This window comes from Prevotella sp. AGR2160 (assembly GCF_000424185.1).
In the GTDB taxonomy this organism is placed as follows: domain Bacteria; phylum Bacteroidota; class Bacteroidia; order Bacteroidales; family Bacteroidaceae; genus Prevotella.
Genome location: NZ_AUJK01000026.1, coordinates 1 through 20,858, shown reverse-complemented (window position 1 = coordinate 20,858; position 20,858 = coordinate 1). Strand labels below are relative to the sequence as shown.

Sequence of the window (20,858 nt, the reverse complement as noted above, 5' to 3'; positions counted from 1 at the left end):
CTGAGCCAGGATCAAACTCTCCATTGTAAAATGTTATGTAGAAGTAAAAAAGTAAAGAAGTAAAAAATTAAAAACCTAAGCCTTTATCTTTCGCTTCTGCTTTCTTACCCTTGTTTGTCTGTTCTCAGGGTGAATATCCATACTCGAAGTATTGAGTCGTAAAACCTTCATGTGATTGACAGGTTTCCTTCTTGTACTACTTTCTTTCTGTCTTATGTAATCTTTTCAAAGAACTCTTTCTCAGTGCTTTATCCTTAACCACCCCGCTTTTGGCAGTGTGCTTGTTTTCAAAAGCGAGTGCAAAGGTATGAACTTTTTCGGAAACCTCCAAATCTTTTTAAGGGAAAATTTAGAAAAAATGCTAAAAAAACTTCATTTTCCCATTTTTCACCTTTTATTATAAAGGCAAATAGGAAAACTTTTGTACTTTTGTAGCATGAAAAAAGTCGTATTCTTCCTTTTAAGCATATTACTGACAACGGTCTCCCAGGCCCAGTTGCATCGTTACAACACGAATTTCACGCTCTCGCGTACGAATTTCGTGGATACCATTCCCATCAACTACGATGGCGACCAAGTCTTCTTAACGGTAAATATCCACGGCCGTCCGTACCGGTTCATCCTCGATACCGGCTCTTCGCAGGGCATGCTCTATGAAGGGAGCAGTGTACCCATCCTCGCTCAGCTCGGCGGTGTCATCTCCCATGATGCCAATGGCATAGCCGATACAATCACTGCTGTTCAACTGCCGCCGTTCCAGCTAGGCGACCTTACTGTCAGCGGCTATGTCGCTTCCGTGGTGAAGGCACCGCGCCATCGGCCTGATTATGATGGCATCATTGGGTTCGATCTTTTCAACAAAGGCATCGGCGGTGTCATCGACACACGAAAAAAGATCCTCATCCTCTCCGACCGCAAGAAATATTTTGATGACGCAGCTGGTTATCCCGTAAAATACCAGCTCAAATGGTTTGTCCCTTATGTTCTCGTCAGTCCGTTCATTCGCCATGTCGACGAAGCCCTCTTCGATACAGGTGCCCAACAACTCTATCAGATCAACAAGACGAATTTCGACGAGCATGCTTACAAGAGCAAACAGGTCAACGCACAGGTGGAGGGACGTGCCACCGGACAGTTCACGGCAGCCACGAACAGCACCGAGCGACGAGCTGAGGTTGTCTTTCTGAAACTCGATCGACTGAAATGGGGAGATTTCGCCTTCACAGATGTCCATACGATCACGACGCAGGGAGCAAGTCGCATTGGCGCGCAGATATTAAACTACGGATCGATGGTCATCAATCCGAGAAAGAAATTAATGACTTTCCAGCCTTATGACGGGCCTGACAGCGTAAAAGTCGGCAATAAGCAGTTCGGCGTTGCCTTCATTGATGTCGACAACGCTCCACAAGTCGGCCTCGTCTGGAACCAGAGTACAGCCTACCGCAATGGCCTTCGACAAGGAGATGTCATCCTGAAAGTCAACGGAGAAGTCATCACCAGCTATGATCAGTTCACCCATCTCAAGCGCGACGAAAAACAAAAAACCACGCTCATCGTCCGTGACAAGCGTGGTTTCAACAAAGAGGTTATTTTGTAGGACATGATGAATCATGCCCCTATGACCTATTCTAAAGACAGATCCGCATAGGCTTGGTTCATCTCGTCGAGAAGCGTTTCATAATTGAAAGCGTTGATACTGACACGTTTATAGACGGCTTCAAGCCCGATGGTATCAGCGTCGAGCCACGGATCTACCGCTTCATCGCTGAGGAGTGTCGACATGCCGTTGACCATCAGCCGCAGTACCGTCTGCTGGCGCAGCTGCCGGTAAACCGCCTTCGACATCTTGATCCCTTCCGCATAGCCTTGCATGATTGCCCGCACAACGGTACGGATCGCTACGGGAGTATCCAAGACATTCTCCGTTGTAACTTCATGATCTTCCAAAATGACCTTCAGGAATTCCTCCGGCCGTTGGACATGTCCGAGCAACAGACTATTCATCTGCTGACGGTAAGCCTCGACAACCGTATCATAAGCTTCCTTACTGCCACAAGCATAGCGCAGCAACAGTTTCGCCGACGTATGACTGTCGAAATGATGACTGCCGAGATCAGCCATGGCCAGGTCATAACTGTCGAAGCGCAGGGACAGCAGCAAGGGGAAAACCGCACTGACAAAAGCCTGCGCAATCTCCCCATAATGATCAGCAACAAGTTGTTTGATGACTTTCGCCTCGCGCCGCTTACCGATCAGTTCAGGATGGGTACCCTCACAGAGTCCCTCCATAAGACCTTCGAAGAAACCACGCGTCATCGCACGCGCCACTCTCTGCCACGGACAACTGCTCATGCCTTCAGTCTTTTCTCCAACCGCTCACGGATGGCAGCGATGAAGTCAGCGGAGTTCACCTGCTTGGCCTCAACACCCTCCATGAGGTGAACGAGATCCTTCGTAGCAATACCCTCATTGAGCGTATCGAAGCAAGCAGCCTCAAGGGCGTCACCAAAATGCTGCAACTCAGGAATACCATCCATCTCACCACGTTTTCTGAGAGCGCCACTCCAGGCGAAGATTGTCGCCATGGGGTTCGTGGAGGTCTCCTCGCCTTTCAGATAGCGGTAATAATGACGGGTCACCGTGCCATGGGCAGCCTCATACTCGTATTTTCCTTCGGGAGAGACGAGGACGGAAGTCATCATGGCCAGAGAGCCGAAGGCGGTAGAGAGCATATCACTCATCACGTCACCATCATAGTTCTTACAAGCCCAGATAAAGCCACCCTTGGAACGCATGACACGGGCAACGGCATCATCAATCAACGTATAGAAATACGTGATACCAAGCTGTTCGAACTGCTCCTTGTATTCTTTGTCGTAGACCTCCTGGAAGATCTGGCGGAAACGGGCATCGTAAGTTTTTGAAATCGTATCCTTGGTAGCAAACCACAGGTCCTGCTTCGTGTCAACCGCAAACTTGAAACAGCTATGGGCGAAAGAGCGGATACTCTTGTCGGTATTGTGCATACCCTGGATAACTCCCGGGCCGTCGAAGTCATGAATCTTCACCTCCTGTGTCTTTCCGCTCTTGCCTTCGAAGACGAGCTTGGCCGTACCGGCCTCCTCTGCGCGGATCTCCACACTCTTATAGACATCACCATAGGCATGACGGGCGATGGTGATCGGTTTCTCCCAGTTCTTCACGATAGGATGAATACTCGGGATCGTGATTGGGGCACGGAAAACGGTGCCGTCCATGATCGAACGGATCGTGCCGTTAGGACTCTTCCACATCTTGTGGAGATGATACTCATCCATACGCTGGGCATTCGGCGTGATGGTGGCACACTTTACGGCAACACCATATTTCACGGCAGCGCGGGCAGAATCGATCGTCACCTGATCGTTGGTCTTGTCACGGTTGGGAAGTCCCAGGTCGTAATATTCACTCTTCAGGTCGACAAAGGGGAGAATCAGCTCATCCTTGATCATCTTCCAGAGAATTCTTGTCATCTCATCGCCATCCATCTCCACGATGGGTGTCGTCATTTGAATTTTCTTCATAATTATTCATTTTATACAAATATCGTTGCAAAATTAGCAAAAATATTTGAAATTTGAAAGAAAAGTTCCATTTATTTGAAGTTCAATGCATGATTATAACACAACACGCCCTTCCTCCCCCAAAAACCGGGAAGGAAGGGCGTATGCAGGGACATGATTCATCATGTTCCGTCCTGATGAGATCAGGACGGCCACAAGAGCCACCCCAACGACAGGATATTTATTTTTTCTCCTCTTCCGGAGCCTTATCGATCAGATCCATGAACTGGTCGAGTTTCGGCGTGATGATGATCTGCGTACGGCGGTTACGCTGCTTGCCGAGTTCCGTATCATTCGTCGTCACGGGATTATACTCGCCACGGCCACCAGCGGTGAGACGCTTCGGGTTCACGCCATAGTGGTCCTGGAGATACTCCACCACGGAAGCGGCACGAAGGGCAGAGAGGTCCCAGTTGTTGCGGATATTCTTCATCAGCGCACTCTTCGTGTTCACGGGGACATTATCGGTGTTACCCTCGATGAGGACGTCATAGTCCTTATAATCCATGATGATCTTAGCGATCTTGCTCAGTGTCTCAGCGGCACGGTCGTTGATCTCATAGCTGCCGCTCTTATAGAGCATATTGTCAGCCAGAGAGATGTAGACGACACCCTTGAGGACCTGCACATCAACCTCCTTGAGCTCGTCCTTGCTCAGCGAGCGTGTGAGGTTATTCGTCAGCACGAGGTTCAGAGAGTCACTCTTGCTCTTCACCTCCACGAGATGACGGATATACTGGTTGCTCTCATTGATCTGATCAACAAGTTTAGAGATGTTGATGTTGTTGGAGTTAGCATTTGTCAGACTCTTGTCGAGGGCACCCTGCAGAGAGGCATAGTCCTTCTTCTGCTGGTCGAGCTGATCCTCCAGAGAGGAGACACGAGCCTGTGCGGCAGCCAACTGTTCCTTCGTATTCTGATAATTCTCCGTCAGCGAGCGGTTCTCGTTCTGACAGTTCTCTAGTTCCTTCTTGCTGGCGCAACTTCCTAAAAGGAGCGTGCCACACATCAGGCCTAAGACTAAAAAGTTTGTTGTTTTCATATGCTTATTTGCTTGTTAGTTAATACGCTTATAGATTCAACTTTGTTGCAAAGTTATGGATAAGTATACCGAAAAACAAATAATTGCCAATACTTTATGGTAATTTAACGATTGTACCGAGACCTCGTACGTTTAGTACCAAAGCTTGGTACACTTCGTACCAAAGCTTGGTACACTTCGTACCGAGGCCTGGTACAATTGTTAAACAGCAGCAAGATCTCCATCATGACGGAACATGCTCAATCATGTCCCTACATGAAGAACACCAGATGTTACAAAAGGAATAAAAAAATTTTGTATCGTCATTCATTTTTTGTAACTTTGCAAACAGAAAAGTAAATCAAACCAAACAAAGGAGAATATGATTCTTTTTTTCCGTACACCTGGAAAGAGTGTGATTGCGACAGAGATCGATCATGAGCCGTCGCAGAGTGAGATCGCAGAGCTGAGCTGGCTCTACGGTGATGCCAAACTGGAGCCGACGAAGGAGCTGAAAGGTTTCTTTGTAGGACCCCGTCGTGAAATGATTACGCCTTGGAGCACGAATGCTGTTGAGATTACTCAGAATATGAGTCTCAGCGGCATTTCTCGTATAGAGGAGTACTTCCCCGTGGACAACGAGGATGCCGATCACGACCCGATGCTGCAACGTATGTACAACGGTCTGGACCAGGACATCTTCACTGTCAATCACAAGCCCGAGCCGATCAAGTATGTCGACGACCTGGAGAAATACAATGAAGAGGAAGGTCTCGCCCTCTCTCCCGAGGAGATGGAATATCTCCACAAGATCGAGAAAGAGAACGGCCGTCCCCTCACCGACTCTGAGATCTTCGGCTTTGCGCAGATCAACTCCGAGCACTGTCGTCATAAGATCTTCGGTGGCACGTTCATCATCGACGGTAAGGAGATGGAGAGCAGCCTCTTCCAGATGATCAAGAAGACGACGAAGGAAAATCCGAATCGTATCCTCTCCGCGTATAAAGATAATGTCGCCTTCTCCCAGGGGCCTGTCATCGAGGAGTTTGCTCCGAAAGACCAGAGCACAGCCGACTTCTTCCGCGTGACGGATATCGAGAGTGTCATCTCCCTGAAAGCAGAGACGCACAACTTCCCGACGACGGTGGAACCTTTCAACGGTGCCGCTACAGGAACGGGTGGTGAGATCCGTGACCGTATGGGTGGTGGCATCGGCTCATGGCCTATCGCCGGAACAGCCTGCTACATGACGGCTTACCCGCGCCTGAAGGATGACGACAACCACAGCCGTGACTGGGAGGAAAAGATCCCTGCGCGTAAATGGCTCTACCAGACTCCGGAACAGATCCTCATCAAGGCCAGCAACGGTGCTTCTGACTTCGGTAACAAGTTCGGTCAGCCGCTGATCACCGGTTCGGTACTGACTTTCGAGTATGAGACCTCCGATAAGGACGAGAATCCCGGTGAGGGTGCCGGCCAGATCTATGGCTACGACAAAGTTATCATGCTCGCCGGTGGCGTCGGCTACGGTAAGAAGCGCGACTGTCTGAAGAAAGAGCCGCAGAAAGGCAACAAGGTGGTCGTCGTCGGCGGTGACAACTACCGCATCGGTCTCGGTGGCGGCTCCGTCAGCTCCGTCGATACAGGTCGTTACAGCAATGGCATTGAGCTCAACGCCGTGCAGCGTGCGAACCCGGAGATGCAGAAGCGTGCCTATAACCTCGTCCGTGCCCTTGTTGAGGAAGACAGCAATCCTGTTGTCTCCATCCATGACCACGGCTCTGCCGGCCATCTGAACTGCCTCTCCGAGCTTGTAGAGGACTGTGGTGGCCGTATTGATATGACTAAACTTCCTATTGGAGACAAGACGCTCTCGGCCAAGGAGATTATCGCCAACGAGAGTCAGGAACGCATGGGCTTACTGATTGATGAAAAATACCTCGACCATGTCAAGGCCATCGCTGACCGAGAGCGTGCCCCGATGTATGTGGTCGGTGAGACGACAGGTGACGCCCACTTCTCCTTCGTTCAGGGAGACGGCGTGAAACCTTTCGATCTCGATGTTGCCCAGATGTTCGGTCATTCTCCGAAGACCATCATGCGCGATGAGACCGTCGTCCGCAAATATGAGGATGTCACTTACACGGATGCAGACATCGACAAGAATCTCGACCGTGTCCTCCAACTCGAGGCCGTTGCCTGCAAAGACTGGTTGACGAACAAGGTAGACCGTTCCGTCACGGGAAAGGTTGCCCGCCAGCAGACACAGGGAGAGATTCAGTTGCCGTTGTCCGACTGTGGTGTCGTCGCCCTCGACTACCGTGGCAAGGCAGGTATCGCTACGGCCATGGGCCATGCGCCGCAGGCTGGTATGGCCGACCCGAAGGCTGGTAGCGTCCTCTCTGTCGCCGAGGCGCTGACGAATGTCATTTGGGCGCCGATGGCCGACCATGAGACACCGCTGAGCAGTATCAGCCTCTCCGCCAACTGGATGTGGCCGTGCCGCAGTCAGAAGGGTGAGGATGCCCGTCTCTATGAAGGTGTGAAGGCGCTGAGCGATTTCTGCTGCGCCCTCCATATCAACGTGCCGACCGGTAAGGACTCGCTGTCACTGAGTCAGCAGTATCCCGACGGCAAGAAGATCATCTCTCCGGGAACCGTCATCGTTTCTGCCGGCGGTGAGGTCGACGACGTGAAGAAGACCGTCAGCCCTGTCCTTGTCAACGATAAGAACAGCAGCATCTATCATATCGATTTCAGTTTCGATGAGCAGAAACTCGGTGGCAGTGCCTTCGCCCAGAGCCTCGGCAAGCTCGGCAGCGATGTGCCGACAGTGAAGAACCCCGACTATTTCGTCGACTGCTTCAATGCTATCCAGCATCTCATCCAGAAAGGCTGGATCATGGCCGGTCACGATATCAGCGCCGGTGGTCTGATCACTGCCCTGCTCGAGATGACCTTTGCTAACAAGAAAGGTGGCCTGCATGTCAACCTCCACGACTTCGAGGGTGACGACATCACAAAGATCCTCTTCGCCGAGAATCCAGGTGTCCTCATTCAGGTCAGTGATGAGCATAAGGAAGAGTTGAAGAAATACCTCGACAATGAGGGTATCGGTTACGCGAAGATCGCCTACCCCACTCCTGATGACCGCAACATCACCGTTGTCAAGGACGATTACAAGCATATCTTCGACATCGACAGTCTCCGTGACACGTGGTATAAGACATCTTACCTCCTCGACCGCGACCAGAGTTTCGGCGGCATGGCGAAGAAGCGTTTCACCAATTATAAGAAGCAGCCGTTGGAGTTCAAGTTCGGTAAGGACTTCACGGGTAAGCTCGCGCAGTATGGCATCAGCGCTGACCGCCGCAAGGCCAGTGGCGTGAAAGCCGCCATCATCCGTGAGAAAGGAACGAACGGTGACCGTGAGATGGCCTATACACTCTACCTCGCCGGCTTCGACGTGAAGGATGTGATGATGACCGACCTCATCAGTGGCCGTGAGACCCTTGAGGATGTCAACATGATTGTGTTCTGCGGTGGCTTCTCCAACTCCGATGTCCTCGGTTCCGCCAAGGGCTGGGCCGGTGCCTTCCTCTACAACCCGAAGGCGAAGGAAGCCCTCGACAAGTTCTATGCCCGTGAGGACACGCTGAGCTTGGGTATCTGCAATGGCTGTCAGCTGATGGTTGAGCTGAACCTCATCAATCCGGAGCACGAACATCGCACGCATCTGTGCCATAACACGTCGAAGAAGTTCGAGAGTGCCTTCCTCGGCCTGTCCATCCCGCAGAACAAGAGTGTCATGCTCGGCAGTCTGAGTGGTGACAAGCTCGGCATCTGGGTGGCTCACGGCGAGGGCCGTTTCTACCTCCCCGAGCCTGAGGATCACTACAATATCGTTGCGAAATACAACTATGCTGAGTATCCCGGCAACCCGAATGGCTCCGACTATAACGTCGCCGGTATCTGTTCCGCCGACGGTCGCCATCTGGCCATGATGCCGCATCCTGAGCGTGCCATCTTCCCGTGGCAGAATGCCAACTATCCATTGGACCGCCGCAATGATGAGGTGACACCGTGGATCGAGGCCTTCGTCAACGCACGGAAATGGATTGAAGAAAAGACCAAATAATAAAGCCTCGCTACAACCCCTCCCCAAAAGGGGAGGGGCTTTTTTGACTAATTATGTATTGGAAACTATTCAGAACTTTCTTCAAGATCGGCCTGGTGACTTTCGGCGGTGGCTATGCCATGATCCCGATGATCAAGGCCTATGTCGTGGAGAAATACCGATGGGTGAGCCAAGAAGAGTTTCTGTCCCTCCTGGCCATCGCACAGAGCTGTCCCGGCGTCTTCGCCGCGAATATCAGCATCTTCGTCGGTTATAAGAAAATGAAAACGAAGGGAGCCATCTGCGCCAGTCTGGGCACTTGCCTCCCTTCGTTCTTGATTATCTTAGCCATAGCCATGTTCTTCCATCAGTTTGAGAACAACCGCGTCGTGGCAGCCATGTTCCGGGGTATCCGTCCCGCCGTCGTCGCCCTCATCGCCACGCCGACCTTTGAGTTGGCTGTACAGGCACATATCAACCGCTATAACTGTTGGATACCGATTGCCGGCGCATTGGCAATCTGGCTCCTCGGCGTCAACCCCATATACATTATTATATTAGCTGGTCTTGGCGGCTGGCTCTACGGCAAACTGAAAGCATTATGATCTACCTCCAACTTTTTATCACTTTCTTCGAGATAGGCCTCTTCGGTTTCGGTGGCGGCTATGCCATGATCTCGCTCATCCAGGGACAGGTCGTGGCACGTTATCACTGGCTGACGATGGGACAGTTTACGGATGTCATTGCTATCTCCCAGATGACGCCGGGACCCGTAGGGATCAACAGTGCTACCTACTGCGGCTACACAGCCGTACATAACGCCGGGTACAATGGATTCATGGCAGTCCTCGGTTCGGCCACAGCGACCTTCGCCGTTGTCCTGCCATCACTGATCCTGATGATCCTCATTTCCAAGCTGTTCATGAAATATATGAACACGCCTACGGTCAAGAGCATCTTCACGGGCCTCCATCCCGCCGTTGTCGGTCTTCTCGCCGCCGCCACCTTATTATTATTATCTCCGGAGAACTTCTCCACACCTTCAGAGAACCCGTGGCAGTTCTGGATCTCCGTGTTTCTCTTCGTCAGCACGTTCCTCGGCACGCTCGTGTGGAAGGTGAACCCCATCCGTATGCTTGGCTTCGCTGCCGTCGCGGGACTTCTTCTGCTGTATCAATGACCCACCGTAGGGGCGGCCCTTGTGGCCGTCCTAACACGGGATATGCGCTTCCTTGCGCTTGCAAAGCGCAAGCACACAACGGCAAGCCATACGTGGCACAATCGCAGTTAGAAGACACAAAAAAGACAGAGTAACAGATGATATGTTTTATCTGTTACTCTGTCCTTTTTATAGACCCAAAAGTTTGGGGGTGAGGCTTTTATTATTTCACGAACTTCTTACCGTTCTGAATAACGATGCCCTTATAATCACTGCCGACACGCTGACCGGCGAGGTTATAGATCGGAGCATCCTTAACCGTGGCAGCGCCGTTAGTGATCGTGGAAATACCTGTAGCAGCCTGATCAATGACATTGCCCTGGACACCCGTGAAGGTATAATAGTTACCATTCTTGAAGACGAGGGTAGTGGTCTGCGTGCTCTTGTCGTTGAAGATAATCCTGTTGACATTCACTGTTGTCGTACCGGTATATTTCCAGAGATAGACACTGTTGCCGGTAGCGTCGTTCGTACCCACCTTGGTCACGTCGTCAGAAGAGCCCGGCCATGCGGTATAAAGGTTTTTCCCGCCGTCTTCCCAAGGCCATGCATAGATGGTAGAAGCCCAGTTGGACGGTTTCTCGAAGTAAGCATAGAAAGTAGCACCGTCTACGACCTTAGCGCAAGAAGGCAGTGTAGAAGTCTCGTCGGTAGAATAGTCGATAGCATTGATATCACTGATGTCGAGACCGTTGGAGACATAGAGCTTATAGTTTTCGCCGGAGGCAACGAGCTGATAGCCGCTCGTAGATGTCGTTGTCGTGCCGAGGCAGAGCAGCATAGTACCGTTGGTACCCTTCACAGCCACGCTGTAGCCGTTGGTCTCACCACTGTTCAGCGTTACCGTAGCCTGATCGTTGGTGATACCGACGAGCTTACGGGCGAGGATGAACTTCTTGATCGCCTTTGTGTAAGCCTGATAATGGGGCAGGAAGACACAAGGCGTGCCCGGCATCGTCAGCAGATAAGCGTTGGCAGCCTCGACGTTGTTCTTCAACATATCATTGGAAGTACGATAGGTATCGTGATTATCGACGAACGTGACGGCATAACGGGCATAGCCGGTACCGATCAAGGCTTTGGAAGTATAGCTGGCCAAATTCTTCCAAGACGTACCACCATTATTAAAGGCGTCATTCACCATATATTTGAAGGGGAAGTCGAAGGCCGCGCTCGTCTTACCCGTGTTGTTGATCCAGGTCTGTACCGTAGAAAGACCGTCCCAGCACTCACCAACGGAATACGTCGGGTTGGAACTCTCATTGTAGATCTTCGTGTACTTGGCAGCATATCCTTTCACCATATCATAACGGAAGCCGGCATAACCGATCTCATTCTTCAGATAGTCGAGATAGACTTCTACGTTCTGCTGTGTCGTACTGTTTGTATGGTCGAGGTCACGATAGCCGTCGAAGTCAGTACCGGTATCATCAGCGCCCGTAATCTTTCCTTTTACAGGAGAATTAGCGTTCGTGTTGGCCTCGTCGGTCTTACAAATCTGCGAATAATTCGTATTATCCCAAGTGAGCTTATACTCCTTCTTCGTAACCTGACCGATGGAATCCTCCTGGGGGAAATCAGCCCATGAAGACAGGCCATTCTTGTGGTTGATGACGACATCGGCGATGATACCTACTTTCTTCTTTTTATAGGTATTGATCATGTTCCGGAGTTCAGCGGAAGTACCGAAGCAAGAGTTCTGGTTCAACCAGAAACACGGGTCATAGCCCATCGTGTTACTCTTGTGCCAATAATAAGAGGAAGTACATCCGGAGTTCGGCACCCAGATGAGATTGAAATACTTCGAAAGCTCGTCGGCCTCGGAAGTCAGTTTCGTCCATTGCGTATCGGAATAACTGTCCCAGTAGAATCCCTGGAGCATGACACCGTTATAGCTGGACGGCCAGCCATCAGCGGCGAAAGAAGTTACCGTAGCCAAAACAGCAACGATAGTCATGAAAATTCTCTTCATATCTTTTTAGGCTTTAATTTATACTTGTTTCATTCTGCCTACAAAGATACGATATTATCACGGGTTGGAAATAATTGATTTATATCAATGATCAATTAATTATGCGCAAACGATTGCATCATTTTGCAATCGTTTGCGCATTTTCCAATGTAGAGATCAATTATTTCCCGGTTTTACGTAAGAACGACAAGAGCTCTGCCGCCATTTTCTGATGCTGCCGTTTGCTCGGATGCCATGAGGCTCCATAGCCAAGGCTGCCGTCCTGGGGCGTGAAGTCAAAGCGCTCGATTCGCTTGTCGCCCTTCTTTCTAAAGTCCTTAGCGATACGGTCCAGCACGGCCTTCTCGGCGTTATTGTCTTTCTCACCAAGCATAGGTCCACTGAGGAGGATAATTCTTGCCTGAGGATAGTAACTGCGAACAGTCTTCAGGAAACTGCGATAAGCCTGTTCGTAACGATGGATATCATAGTTGTTCGTACTCAGGTCGTTCGTACCGAGGTTGATCAGTACGATATCGGGCGTATAACGGGAGAAGTCCCAACGTTCGCTATGATCATTAAACAGCGTATAAGGATACTGCGTCGGCATAGGCTCCGCACTGCCCTCCCGCGGACCATCGTAGTTGCGATAGACGCCGATGCCACTGCGGGAGATCGACGTATGAATGGCATGAAGGCTGTCGGTGACAATATTTGCGTACGTATACCAGTGATTCTCCGTCTCGTCCTCGAAAGGTCCGGAGGCAACGGGGTTCTCCACACCATAGCCACAAGTAATGGAGTTGCCGATAAACTCGAGTTTCAGCGCAGGCAACGGCTCTGGCGTGAGCAATGAACAGCCGGCGTCAAGGATAAAGCCCTTAAACTCCGGATGGCGCTCGTAGCCCTCGATAGCATACTGCAGGCGCACCGTATGCTCACCAGGGGCGAGAGCGGCAGCGACCGTCACGTCAGAGTCTTTCGGCGCATTGAAACCCACCTTGAAAGCCTTACAGCCATCGATAACGGCCATAAAATAACCCGTCATCGGCCGGCACACCATCTTCAACGACGTACCGCTGAAGCGGGCGCGGATCTCCGTTCCGGGGAAGTTAAAACTCGCCACGTCGGCTTTCCTCCAACTCACGCGCCCGACATACTGGATCTGTCGGTCGCTGGCCTTGACAAAGTTCCCATCACAACGCATCTTGCAACAGGTCTGGCTCCACGCCATGGTAACCGCCATGAGCGCGAGCAAAGAGAGAATATATCGTTTCATACACAGCTTCATATTCACAAGAGTCTAATTGAATTGGCCTCTACAGACTCGCCAGCCATTTCTTCCCTTTTGGCGTTTTTAGCCAAATTAAGATAGATATTCCAAGCGCCAATGAAATAACCAATACTAAACCTAATCCTTCCATAATATTTACTTAAGAATTAAACGACCAATCCATGCGAAAACGACAGTGGCAGCAATCCCTATAAGGACATAAGGAATACTTGCTGAAGTATCGCTATTAAAAATAGGGGCAGCACCAGCTAATACAGATGTTGCGAATGTCAATTTTGACATATCCAGGAAAAAACCTGACAACTTATCCCGCCGCAGATTATCCTTCTCCCTTTGTTCCCTTTCTGTAACCATAGGCTTTTACTTTTCTGTTGGCAAAGATAAGCATTATTTCTCAATGTTGCAAATTTATCCATCAACAAAAAGGCGGTGGACACCACAGAGCATGTCCACCGCCCGAAAACAGAGCGTGTTTTTATTGTGCTTGATGAAGCTCGATATTACTGCTTGGTAATGACGACCTTGCTGCTGGCCTCATTGGTCAGATAGAACTGCACCTTGTAAGTAGCCGTCTCAGAGACTTCGAGGTTGATGCCGTCCTTATGCGTCATGTGGTCGAAATCTGTCTTGCTGGCCTTGCCACCCCAAGACATATCCCATGCATGGTTCATGCGGAACTTAAAGCCCTTGTCGGCCGTGATGGTTCCGGTCCACTCCCAGCAGCCATCCGTCTCGTTGTAGGTCATATCCATATCGTGCGTGAAATCTGTATCACCGGAGGGCCATCCACCGACACCGTCACCGGTAATGCTCAGGACGTTGACCTTAGTCAGCGTGTATGTACCTGCGTTCAGATCGAGGTTGATCTGGTAGAAGCCAGCACCCGGATCCGGGCAGTTGACGCCATTGCCATTATCAGCAACCTGACCGCTGAGCGGATTGCTCTTGTCACCGGCATACTCAAGGTCGTTATCATAGTTGTCTGCATTCGGCTTGAACTTGAACTCACCATTGAGATAAGCGAAGCCTTCATACTTACCATCCCTGTCGGGACCGTAGAGTGCATGCTCCTTGGAGGCATCCCATCCTACCTCATTACCGATCTCATAGAAGTACTCGCCGAAGCTCGGCGTAACGAGATTCACCTTACTCGTGAAGTCGGAAGTCAAAACATAACCCGTACCGGAAGCCAAACGGACAGAGTCAGTCAGCGTGACAGGGATTTCATGGACAGCGTCCGACTTGCCATAGAGACTCTCAACAGCCTTCTGCAGAGCTGAAGCAGATACCTGGTTGTTGGCATCAGTCTCCAAGCGGGTATTCAGCTTCTTGTCAGCAGAGTAGAGCGTGAGGAACTTCGACTCGTTGGAGACAGCCTGATCCGACTTGATCGTATAAGAGTAGAACTTCAAAGAGTCCTTAGCAGCATTACTATAGTTCGGGTTGTTGAAGTCCACAGCATCACCGGCCTGAGCAGTCAGCGAGATCGTCTCTGCCGTCTCATCACCGTTGGCCTGCGGGTCAGCCCAGTCCTCGTAAGGATTGCTGGAGCAACTGGCCAGGAGGGCAGCAACACCTAAAGCATAAATTATCTTTTTCATTGTCCTTGCTATTTATTATTCTTGATAGATGAAGTTATACTGTCCGGTGAGGTCGTTGAACCATACCTGATAGGTACCAGCCTTAACCTTGATATCCTTGCCACCGACAAGTGCAGTGCCATGGGTGAAGTCGGAAGAACCGAATGTCGTGCCGTCGTTAGCGACGAAGTGGCAGGTACCATTGGCAGCGATCGTGACGGTAGCAACCCAGTCGTGGTTCTTACCACCCTTGACCGTTGTGAAGGCCTTCATGTCAGCCTTGACATCACCCTCGATCTTCATAGACGTGTAGTCCTTGACATTGCTCAGGGTAACCTCTTCGATGGTGACACCGGTAGTCGTCGTATTCTTGTTGGCACCAGCGTTACTCTCAGAAGATACTGTCGTTGAGTTGAAGGTAATCTTATAGAAGCCGTCAGCCGGAACCTTGATATCGGAAGAACCACCATTGTTCAAATCGAATTTAGTGGTAGTACCACCGATCTGCTCATCCCAGTTATCCGTAGCGGAGTGACGGAACTTGAAGCCGGTAGAAGCCTGGAAGTAACCCGTGTAAGAGAAGACACCATCGCCGGTTGTAGAGTCGTACTTCTGTCCGGTAACAGGATACAAAGGAATCATGCCCTGACCGATTGTAGCGCCCCAGCCACCATCACCGATAGCACCACCGATGAGGTACCAGTAGTTAGGCTCCTTCGTACGGAGGCTAATATAATAAGGAGCAACCTTGATCGTCACCGTATTACTATAGATCGTATCGTTGGCATAGATAGAAGCGCAACGTACCGAGACATCCTGAGAAGCCGGAACTTTATCCTTAGCATACTGCATGCAGCGCATCACAGCCTTGGCAACATCAGCAGCAGAGACATCGTTGCTGCAGTTGGGCTGTACACCACCGACGTTATCGTAAGTAGGAACCGTCGTACCCGTCTCATCATCCAAAGACTGGTCATAGGATACCTTGAAATTGTTCGTCGGAGAGAACTGCAACTCATATTCAGCAGCAGCAGGATAACCGTAGGCCGGCTGAGACCAAGAGAAATGGAGGGTATTTGCCGTAGCCAGGTCCACCGTATTATTGGCAAAAGCCGGAGTATTCAGCTTGAAGGTTGTCGGCTCCTCGAGCGTGGGGTTGTTGTCCCTGTCATCAGAACAGGAAGCGAGGACAGCCAGAGAGCAGAGCAACAAAGCTGAGGTTTTAATAATATTCTTCATTGTTTTTTTCTTGATAAAAATTGTTGTTTCGAAGAGGTGGCCGGGCCACCTCTTCTTTTTCTATCTTACGCAAGGATTAAGCGCCGTAGCCAGGATTCTGGATCAGGGCACCCTTGACCTTCTCTGCCGGGATAGCGAAGAAGTTGCGGTAAGCATCGAAGTTACGACCGTTCTTCACACCACCCTTGTAGCTCCAGTTGTAGTTGACATTACCACCGAAGCGGTCGAAGCGGATCAGTGTAGGACGACGGAGACCTTCGAAGTAGAACTCACGGCTCCACTCATCACAGATATCATCGAGGCTGTAAGCAGCCTTGGTCTCAGCGTGAGCACGGGCGCGAAGGGCGTTGATCTTGGCAGCGCCGTCGGCAGTTGTCGTACCACCATTCTCGCGGGCATCGCACTCAGCATATGTCAGATAAGCCTCAGCGACACGGAAGAGGAAGAAGTCACCATCGGTGAAGTCAGAGTCATGACCCTTAGAGCCATCAGTCTTCACGTTCGTCCACTTAGCGGTAGCGAAACCATCGGTGAACTTACCCTTGTAACCAAGACCATTGTCGAGCGTACGACCGACTCCGTCGAAGATAGCACGGTCATCACCAGCCTTGACAGGCATTGTCTTGCTGTCTACGTGGGGAGCATCACCATCGGGGAAGAATTTCAGGATAAGATCCTTGCGGCAACGGTTACCGGACCAGGTCTGTGACGTATTCTTTTCACCCATCGTAGCATCCCAGGTAGAAGCGATGAGGAACAGTGCTCCAGCCCAAGAAGTCGTGGTCAGACCATCCTGGCCAATACGGAAGATACCTTCCTGAGCAGCGCTCGTCTCACCATTATCGCCCATGAACAGCATCTGATAAGCAGAATAGCCGTTAGAGCCCGTGGTGTTCAGCTTATAAGGAGAGTCGATGACCTTCTTGGCATACTCCTTAGCCTTGTCCCACTGTGCTGTGCCGGTGTAGACCTTAGCGTTCAGATACAGACGGGAGAGGAGGATCCAGTCGGCAGCCTTATCAGGAGTCAGATAACCCTTATCGGTAGAGTGCTTGACAGCAGCATCGGGGAGAGCGGACTCAACAGCGAGCAGCTCCTTCTCAATCCAAGCGTAAGCCTCCTTGTGGGTCATGTAAACCGGCTTGTCGGAGATGCTTGTAGAGAACGGGATGTTGCCAAAGGCATCCATGAGGAAGTAGTACTCCATGGCGCGGAGATAACGGATCTGTGCCGTCTTCGTAGCGTCGACGTCACCACATGTATTCAGATACTGGTTGCAGTAGGTGATGGCCGTGGTCAGACGAGAGTAGAAACCGTTCATCATTGGGCTGCTGGCATCGTAAGAGTCATAGTCAAACTCCTGGATACCGGCATCTGTCCAGTGGCAGATGGCCTCATCAGTGGTCAACTCATTGGAGTTCCACAACTGACGGATGAAACCAGAGGTACCACCATCGATACCATCGATATCGCAGTTGCCGTCACCCTTGGACATACCACCCATGGCCAGCGTGGCGAAGCACTTGTTGAAAAGGCCATTGGCACTAACCTCCGTGTTGATGTTTGGGTCGATAGGAGTGACGTCCAGATCGCCTGTGCAGGAACTCAGTCCCAAGGTCAGGGCTGCGGCTGCCACGGAGAAGATATATTTAAATCTATTGTTCATGACTTAAGTTCTTAATAATTTTAGAAGTTCAGATTCAGACCTACGATCACAGAGAACGGACGCGGATAGAGGTTGTTGTCGTAACCGTTGAAGACCTCAGGATCCAGACCATCATACTTCGTGATGGTGAAGACGTTGGAAGCCGTAGCATAGACACGACCGTTCAGGCCCTTGTAACCTGCAGACTTGAAGAGGTTGTCGAAACTGTAGCCGAGCGTGATGTTGTCACACTTCAGGAAGCTGGCATTGTGGATCCAACGGTCAGAGAGGATAATCTGCTCAGTGTTGGAAGTCCAGTCCTCAGCAACAGCCTTCGGGGTCTTGTTCATCAGATACTTCGTAGAAGGCCACAGACCATTCTGGCTCATATCGTGGAAGCCCTGGTTGACGGCGTCATAGACGTAGTTGCCGATATTGGCACGGAGCGTGAAGCTGAGATCCCAGTTCTTATACTCCATACGGGAAGAAAGACCCATGGTGATCGGCGGAGTCGGAGACTTGTAGAAGTACTTATCAGCAGATGTGATCTGACCATCACCGTTACGGTCAACAACAGCGCCCTCTACAGGATTGCCGTTCTTGTCGTATACCTGCTGGTATACATAGAAGGAGTTCATCGTATAACCGACGGCCTGATACTCCAGGTGCTTATCGGTACCAATCGTGATGGAAGTGTTGGCAACAGGAGAGTTGTCGGAGCTTACACCAGAGAGATCGGTGATCTTGTTGTTGTTATACGTGAAGTTGTAATCCAATGTCCAGTAGAAGTCCTTGCTCTGGATAGCCTTCCAGTCGAAGGAGAGCTCAACACCGGTATTACGCAGAGAACCGATGTTCTGCCAGCCCTGGTTCTTATAAGAGGTGAAGGTCTCCGTAGGAGCATAGTTCAACAGGTCATCGGTGATACGATAGTACCAGTCGATGCTACCGGTGAGGCGCTGGTTGAGGATACCCCAGTCAAGACCTACATTGTAAGTCGTGGTGGTCTCCCACTTCAGATCCGGCGTGTAGTTCTCAGGACGATAGAGCTTGCCGTCATCACCTGCTGCAGGATAGAGCGTACGGTCATCGGTATTGATGGAATAACGCGGAATCCAGCCATAGTCCATATCATTGAGGTTCTGCTGACCAGTCTGACCCCAGCTCAGACGGAGCTTCAAGTCGGAAAGCCAGTTGATATCACGGAACTTGTTCTCATCCTTGATCTTCCACAAGAAAGCGAAAGAGGGGAATACGGACCAGTGATCCTTGAAACGGGAAGAACCATCATCACGAACGGTAGCGGTAACATAGTAACGGTCCATCAGGCTCCAGTTGGCACGACCGAAGAAAGAGACAAGGTAGTTCTCTGTCTTACCATAGTAAGAACTCTGGTTATACGGCTGACCGGCCAGCGTAGCATTGGTGGAAGGATAAGCTCCCTGCCACTCGTTCATCGTACGTCTCCAGTAGTGCTGCCACTCGTAACCACCCATGATATCGAAGTGGTTCTTGGCCTTGTCATTGAAGTCATGATAATACTGAGCCGTTGTACTCAGCGTGAGATTACGCTTCAGGATATCCTCATATCCATGCATGCCATAATAGGTGACACTGTTGGCAGGATAAGCGGGCGACTCATCGGTATTCTGCTTACCATTGGCGATATCAGCACCGAGGGTTGCGTGCAGACGCAGGTCCTCAAAGCCATGAACCTTATAGTCGAAGTCAGCGCTGCCGATGAACTCACGGCTATTGGCGACATCGTTCTTTTCGTTCAGGATAGCCAGCGGGTTGGCAGTAGCCAACTCATTATAAGTATACGGCCATGTGGAATCACCATATTCTGCTGCCTTCGGCCACTCGAAATAACCACCGAAGTTCTGCTGCATCTGAGAGAGATAAGTTCCGAAGAACGGCTTGCCATTATAGGTGGTCTGCTGATAGAACTTATTCGTATAGGAATACGGATCCTGAGTAGGATCGAAGTTCACGGCTGCGCCTACGGCACCACCATCAGCATAACGGGTATGGGCATACATTCCCTTACCATTGAGGTTGATGTTCAAGTGATTGTCGAGGAGCGACGGACTCAAGTTGAAAGAAGCGGTGACACGCTTGAAGTCAGAGGTCTTCACGACACCCTGCTGGTCGGTATAGCCGACGCTGACACGATAAGGAAGATATGAACCGGCGGAACCGGATACCGTGACATTGTGATCCTGGCTGATAGCCGTACGATAGATCAGGTCCTGCCAGTCGGTATTGGCGGTACCAAGAGCCTGATAAGCCTCGGAGTCCTCTCCAAACTTGTTCTTGATCAGTGCACGCATCTGGTCGCCATCGAGAACATCCACCGTCTTGGTGTTCATACTGATAGTAGCGCTACCATTATAAGATACTTTGACGCCACCCTTGTGACCTTTCTTCGTGGTGATGATGATGACACCGTTAGAACCACGGCTACCATAAATAGCGGTAGCGGAAGCATCCTTCAAGATATTGAAGCTCTCAATATCCTGCGGGTTGATGGTAGAAAGGATGTTGGATACACCTTTGACACCATTGTTGTCAATTGGCACGTTATCAATGACAATCAACGGGTCGTTGCTGGCGTTCAGTGACGAACCACCACGGATACGGATGTTGGCACCGGCACCAGGCGTACCGTCATTACTTGTCACGGAGACACCGGCGACCTTGCCTTCCAACATATCCTGCGGGTTGACAACGACACCCTTGTTCTTGCCATCCGGACGGATAGCGGTGACAGAACCAGTGAGGTCGGCTTTTTTGGCAACACCGTAACCGATGACGACGACATCATTCAAGGTCTTCTCATCGGCCTTCATCACGGTGACGGCATTGCTGCCGGCGGTGACGGTCTGCGTTGCCATACCCAGATAGGAGATGGTCAGCTTTGTTCCCGGAGCCACATCGACGGAATAATTACCGTCCATGTCGGTGATACCTACGGTCTTGCCATTGGCTGTGATCGTGGCACCCATGACAGGCTCGCCGGAAGCATCCTTGACTTGTCCCTTGATGGCACCTGACTGTGCAAAGGAACTTGCTGCCAGAAGCAATCCTCCTGCGAGGGTCAGCATTCGTAGCGGCATCTTAAATTTTACCTGCTTCATCATTTGCTTGATCTTTTAGTTAACGTTAGTATATTTGTTTTCAGTTA

The 20,858-nt window shown here is 50.7% G+C and carries 14 protein-coding genes; 4 read left to right on the top strand and 10 right to left on the bottom strand.

The window, feature by feature from the left end; genetic code table 11:
• The first annotated feature begins 436 nt into the window (after nt 1-436).
• On the top strand, nt 437-1,600 hold the full coding sequence (locus G604_RS0111735) for an aspartyl protease family protein (protein ID WP_028910726.1): 1,164 nt from the start codon (nt 437-439) through the stop codon (nt 1,598-1,600).
• A gap of 26 nt (nt 1,601-1,626) precedes the next feature.
• Here the strand turns inward: G604_RS0111735 and G604_RS0111730 are convergent, their stop codons facing one another.
• From G604_RS0111730 to G604_RS0111720, 3 genes are all read right to left on the bottom strand, one after another.
• Complete coding sequence (locus G604_RS0111730; RefSeq protein ID WP_028910725.1) at nt 1,627-2,355, bottom strand: hypothetical protein; 729 nt, start codon at nt 2,353-2,355, stop codon at nt 1,627-1,629.
• Nucleotides 2,352-3,566 (bottom strand): NADP-dependent isocitrate dehydrogenase, encoded by a 1,215-nt coding sequence (locus tag G604_RS0111725; RefSeq protein WP_028910724.1) that lies wholly within the window; start codon nt 3,564-3,566, stop codon nt 2,352-2,354. Before G604_RS0111725 ends, G604_RS0111730 begins: the two co-directional genes overlap by 4 nt.
• A 220-nt stretch (nt 3,567-3,786) precedes the next feature.
• Entirely contained in the window at nt 3,787-4,647 is an 861-nt protein-coding gene (locus tag G604_RS0111720; protein ID WP_028910723.1) for a flagellar motor protein MotB, read from the bottom strand.
• Between the two features lie 361 nt (nt 4,648-5,008).
• Here G604_RS0111720 and purL point away from each other — a divergent pair, with 361 nt between their 5' ends.
• From purL to G604_RS0111705, 3 genes are read left to right on the top strand one after another with little or no spacing between them, the layout of a single operon-like run.
• Nucleotides 5,009-8,764: a phosphoribosylformylglycinamidine synthase gene (purL, locus tag G604_RS0111715; RefSeq protein ID WP_028910722.1), complete on the top strand. Its 3,756-nt coding sequence runs from the start codon at nt 5,009-5,011 to the stop codon at nt 8,762-8,764.
• 53 nt (nt 8,765-8,817) lie between these two features.
• Nucleotides 8,818-9,348, top strand: coding sequence for a chromate transporter (locus G604_RS0111710; protein WP_028910721.1), 531 nt, complete (start codon nt 8,818-8,820; stop codon nt 9,346-9,348).
• Nucleotides 9,345-9,923 carry a chromate transporter gene (locus G604_RS0111705; RefSeq protein WP_028910720.1) on the top strand — a complete coding sequence of 193 codons (579 nt, stop codon included), beginning with the start codon at nt 9,345-9,347 and terminating at the stop codon, nt 9,921-9,923. The genes G604_RS0111710 and G604_RS0111705 overlap by 4 nt, the downstream gene beginning before the upstream one ends.
• A gap of 202 nt (nt 9,924-10,125) precedes the next feature.
• Here the strand turns inward: G604_RS0111705 and G604_RS0111700 are convergent, their stop codons facing one another.
• The 7 genes from G604_RS0111700 to G604_RS0111670 all read right to left on the bottom strand — a co-directional run bounded on the left by G604_RS0111700 (nt 10,126) and on the right by G604_RS0111670 (nt 20,814).
• Nucleotides 10,126-11,934 (bottom strand): alpha-amylase family glycosyl hydrolase, encoded by a 1,809-nt coding sequence (locus G604_RS0111700; RefSeq protein ID WP_028910719.1) that lies wholly within the window; start codon nt 11,932-11,934, stop codon nt 10,126-10,128.
• 160 nt (nt 11,935-12,094) lie between these two features.
• Nucleotides 12,095-13,192 carry an SGNH/GDSL hydrolase family protein gene (locus tag G604_RS0111695; protein WP_036905639.1) on the bottom strand — a complete coding sequence of 366 codons (1,098 nt, stop codon included), beginning with the start codon at nt 13,190-13,192 and terminating at the stop codon, nt 12,095-12,097.
• Nucleotides 13,193-13,342: 150 nt separating this feature from the next.
• Nucleotides 13,343-13,561, bottom strand: a complete 219-nt coding sequence (locus G604_RS14400) for a hypothetical protein (RefSeq protein ID WP_028910717.1) — start codon at nt 13,559-13,561, stop codon at nt 13,343-13,345.
• 146 nt (nt 13,562-13,707) lie between these two features.
• Complete coding sequence (locus tag G604_RS0111685) at nt 13,708-14,808, bottom strand: lipoprotein (RefSeq protein ID WP_028910716.1); 1,101 nt, start codon at nt 14,806-14,808, stop codon at nt 13,708-13,710.
• A gap of 15 nt (nt 14,809-14,823) precedes the next feature.
• Nucleotides 14,824-16,026: a SusE domain-containing protein gene (locus tag G604_RS0111680; protein WP_028910715.1), complete on the bottom strand. Its 1,203-nt coding sequence runs from the start codon at nt 16,024-16,026 to the stop codon at nt 14,824-14,826.
• A gap of 76 nt (nt 16,027-16,102) precedes the next feature.
• Nucleotides 16,103-17,692, bottom strand: coding sequence for a RagB/SusD family nutrient uptake outer membrane protein (locus G604_RS0111675; RefSeq protein WP_028910714.1), 1,590 nt, complete (start codon nt 17,690-17,692; stop codon nt 16,103-16,105).
• A gap of 20 nt (nt 17,693-17,712) precedes the next feature.
• Nucleotides 17,713-20,814, bottom strand: coding sequence for a SusC/RagA family TonB-linked outer membrane protein (locus tag G604_RS0111670; RefSeq protein WP_028910713.1), 3,102 nt, complete (start codon nt 20,812-20,814; stop codon nt 17,713-17,715).
• Nucleotides 20,815-20,858: the final 44 nt, after the last annotated feature.